The following is a 3,988-nucleotide window of genomic DNA, read 5'->3' as shown; positions in this document are numbered from 1 at the left end:
CGATATCTGAAGAACCGGCAAACCAAACCGTTTTTTTATCTGCCGGTAAATGTCCAAGGGTATTTTTGGCTGCTTTTACAAGAGCATTGTCATTCCACCACAATGAAGGGTCAAATGCGATATAATAAGTAAACATATCAGGCTGTAACAGGAATGTTTCCATAACAAATAATCCGGCAAGTGATTCTCCTAATATTCCTCTGTCTGAAGTTGTTTTATAACGCGAACTGATTTCAGGAAACAGCTCTTCTTTCAAAAAAGCTCTGAATTTTTCTGAACCGCCTACAACCGGTGCAATTTCTTTGTCTTCAGCCACTTCTGTAGGTCCTGTCAGATCTCTTCTGCGTTGCGTATTTTCAATACCCACTAAAATAAAGGCAGGAATTTTTTTTGCTTTGATCAATTTAGCAAACGTATTGGCAATATGAGGAAAATCTTCTTTTACGCCTCCGTCCGCCATATACATTACAGGTAGGGGGTTTCCTTCTTTCGCGTAGGCTTCGGGAATCCATACATTGATGACTCTGTTTTCATTTACTATTTTAGAAGCAATGGTAAAGGTATCATGAACCGGAACCGGATCATTTGATGTATTATTTATTTTGGTACATCCGGTAAGGAATACAATTCCAATTAAAAAGGCGGAACATAAAAGCAGCATCCATTTTGTTTTCATATATATTCGGGTAAAGTTATTGATTATAACTGCCAAAAGACAGTTTAGGTTATTAACCGTAAAAATAAAAAAAAGAGAGCTATTTCCCTCTTTTTATTTATGATCTTTTTCATTCGTATTATTCAGGATTCAGTGCTTTTTTTAAAGCAATGGAAGCCTGATGTACAGAAGTCTGTACTGCCGGAATGTGTGCCAACGGATTCAGCATTCCATAGTCATGTATAAAGCCTTTATATACCGTTATGGTTGTTGGTACACCCGCTTCATCGAGTTTTCGGGCATACGCAAGTCCTTCATCATGAAGAATATCATTTTCTGCAATCTGAACCAGAGCCGGAGGCAGGTTTTTTAATTCCTGCAAGGTAGCCTGTAGCGGTGATGCATATTTTTCTTTGCGTTTATTGAGATCTGTCGTATAATGATTCCACATCCATTTCATCATAGGAGTGGTTAAAAAACGATCCTGTGCATATTTTATATACGATTCACGGGTAAAATCCGCGTCCGTCACAGGCCATAATAAAACCTGATAGGCAATTTCTGGACCCATTTTATCTTTAGCCATAAGCGCAACTACGGTTGCCATATTTCCACCAACACTATTACCGGCTACGGCAAGTCTTGAGCCATCAACACCGATTTCTTTTCCGTTTTCAGCTACCCATTTCGTAGCAGCGTAGGCTTCGTTTACAGCAACAGGATACTGAGCTTCGGGTGAGGGAGTATAATCAGGAAATACGGCAATTGCTCCGCTGTTTACAACTAAATCACGTACCAATCGTTTATGAGTTGGATAATCGCCTAAAACCCATCCTCCTCCGTGAAAAAACATAAATACGGGTAAGTTAGTCCCGGAACCCGCAGGTTTTACAATATGAATGTTTACAGTAAGTCCATCCTGTGTAATGGTTCTTTCAGATTCTTCAATATCGGAATAATCAAAATCAACAGATTTTTGAGCATCAATAAGTACCTGACGGGCTTCTTCAGGAGTCATTTCTTCCATAGGTTTGCCACCTTCATTATTGAGTTCCTTTAGAAATTCACGAATGTCTTTAGAAATTTCAGGATCTTGATGTGCAGGAATGTTGGTATGCGCCATAATGTATCAGAGTTTAGAGGTTTATAGTTCGATCTCTGTTATAAGATCGGATTTAGGTTACTATATAAATTTAATACATTAATTTAAAACAAGCCCAATCACTAATCCATAAAATGGAAATTTGGTTATACCAAGCTCTTTTTTTTAATCAGGATTTTAATCGATTGGCAGGTATTCATTTCCATATAAATCAATGTAAAAATATTTGTTTTCCTTTTTTACCCAAATATACAGATGTGCTTTTTTTCTCTTTTCTTCAACGGTATCTTTTTCCAGAGGTGTGGCTATTGCATAAGAAATCCACAAACCTTGATATTCTTCTGCGAGTTGTTTTTCCTGTTTCAATTCGTAAAGATCAAAAATTTTATTTTCCACCAGAATATAACCTAACGTATGCTCATGAGGCATATAGAATGGATAATCTTTTTGAGAAGACCGGTAGTAATAATATACAGATTGGGGTAATTGGTTCTTTAAGCGGTAGTATCCTTTGTGGTTGAGGTAACTATATGCATTATTGTTATTTTTCGACTGCTGTACCAGAAACCATACATCTTTGGTATCACGGGTACCTTTAATAGGGATAATTCGGTTGTGTTTAAAATCAAAACCAGAAAGAGTGTTTCCCTGTGGATCAATGATGCCATAGGAGGTAAGATGCGGATCTTCACTTTTTTTGCCAGCTATGGCAACTATTTTGTTGTCAATCTTCATCGGAATCAGCAGCGGTTGATTTTTATCATGCGAGCGGTATAAATCTGAATAAGCAGTAATATCAATATAATCTTCGTCCATGGTATATTGAAATCCGTTGTTACCTTCTGCAGAAGAAAGAACTTCTATATTTTGTGAATAAGCACGTGAAAAAAGTCCGGGAGGCAAAGCTTCCATTAAGCTTATTACAGAAATCTGAAAGTTGATTTTTCCTGACTTGTCAACAGTTACAATATAATCTGTTAAGGAAACAGTGTCATAAAAACTTCCTATATAGCCTTCTCCCTTATAAAACCCAAGCTGATCGAAAACGGCAGGAAGTCTTACCTGTAAGGTTCTTTTATCAAGATAGCCCCATAATTCTTTTTTTTGAAAAGGAACCAGATAAATAAAATCTTCTTTATCAATTTTTTCAAAGTAGGCAGCAATAACTGAAGAGCTTATGTTGGTCGATAATGAATCAAGATGCTGAGCATTTGCTATTAAAGGAAACAAAAACAGAATTTGGAGGCATATTTTTTTCATAAAAAAGACATTTTGTATTGGTGCAAAACAATTGATAACATTATCACAAAAATAACCTTTCATTGGAAAAGTATAACTCATGGATTTCAGTGATTTGAATGACTGAGCAGTAATTATATCCATCATTATAAAACGGTAGTTATCCGTTTATTTTTTTTCCATCTTTTCGATTTTCTCTTCCAGTTTTTCCAGTAATTTTAATTGGGCTACCTGAGATTCATATAATGCTTTAATTTCTTCATTGAGCAAAAGATCCAGTTTTTGATGTAGGCTGCGTATTTCGAGTTCCGCTTTTAAATTGATGAGGTAATCATTTTCTCCTCTCATACGGTCTTTTTCTTCCTGACGGTTCTGGCTCATCATGATAATGGGAGCCTGAAGAGCCGCAATACAGGACAATACAAGATTCATAAGGATAAACGGATACGGATCGAATTCAAGTTCTTTTGCTGCCATCGTATTGAATACAATCCAAACGGCTAAAACCAGTGTAAAAATAATGATGAATCTCCAGCTACCGCCAAATCGCGCTACCTTATCGGATATCCGCTGTCCGCTTGATAATATTTCTTTTGGTGGATGTAGCAAATTATTGATGATGAGCTGCTCTTCTTCCATTGTAGTGGCTACAATTTTTTGAAGCTTGCGCAGGTTTTCATTGCTCTGCATCTGTTTTGGCAATCGAAGCAATCTCTTCCAACCATCTTTTTCGATCTTCTTCCTTCAGCTCATATAAGGGTCCGATAAAAGTGTTTTGGATAGAATCAACGCCGCAATATTCCAAAATACCTTTTTGCAACTGTATGAGGCCGCTGGAACTGTATTCATCCTCATATACATTTTCAGATAAATCGCCTGCTGTTGTTATAATTCTTCCGGTTCTGCCTTTCAATAGTCCTTCACTAAGGCTGCCTTTGTTACTTTTAAAAACAATACCCGGAAGAAAAGCTCTGTCAAAAAAGCCTTTCATA

The 3,988-nt window shown here is 36.8% G+C and carries 5 protein-coding genes; all 5 read right to left on the bottom strand.

The window, feature by feature from the left end; all coding sequences use genetic code 11:
* On the bottom strand, positions 1-712 hold a 712-nt coding region (locus tag QW060_RS21760; RefSeq protein ID WP_397386123.1), incomplete at its 3' end, for an alpha/beta hydrolase.
* 82 nt (positions 713-794) lie between these two features.
* On the bottom strand, positions 795-1,778 hold the full coding sequence (locus tag QW060_RS21755; RefSeq protein WP_290363214.1) for an alpha/beta hydrolase: 984 nt from the start codon (positions 1,776-1,778) through the stop codon (positions 795-797).
* Positions 1,779-1,934: 156 nt separating this feature from the next.
* Complete coding sequence (locus QW060_RS21750; RefSeq protein ID WP_290363213.1) at positions 1,935-3,143, bottom strand: hypothetical protein; 1,209 nt, start codon at positions 3,141-3,143, stop codon at positions 1,935-1,937.
* A 21-nt stretch (positions 3,144-3,164) separates the two neighbouring features.
* Positions 3,165-3,707, bottom strand: coding sequence for a DUF1003 domain-containing protein (locus QW060_RS21745; RefSeq protein ID WP_290365129.1), 543 nt, complete (start codon positions 3,705-3,707; stop codon positions 3,165-3,167).
* On the bottom strand, positions 3,673-3,988 hold a 316-nt coding region (locus QW060_RS21740; protein WP_290365128.1), incomplete at its 5' end, for an NAD(P)H-dependent oxidoreductase. The genes QW060_RS21740 and QW060_RS21745, both read right to left, overlap by 35 nt.

It is taken from the genome of Paenimyroides ceti (assembly GCF_030409925.1).
This window is presented reverse-complemented; position numbering and strand designations above follow the sequence as displayed.

Bases quoted from the DNA above. Each gene is read 5' to 3' on its own strand.
- QW060_RS21755 (WP_290363214.1), bottom strand. From the start codon at position 1,778: ATGGCGCATACCAACATTCCTGCACATCAAGATCCTGAAATTTCTAAA.
- QW060_RS21750 (WP_290363213.1), bottom strand. From the start codon at position 3,143: ATGATGGATATAATTACTGCTCAGTCATTCAAATCACTGAAATCCATG.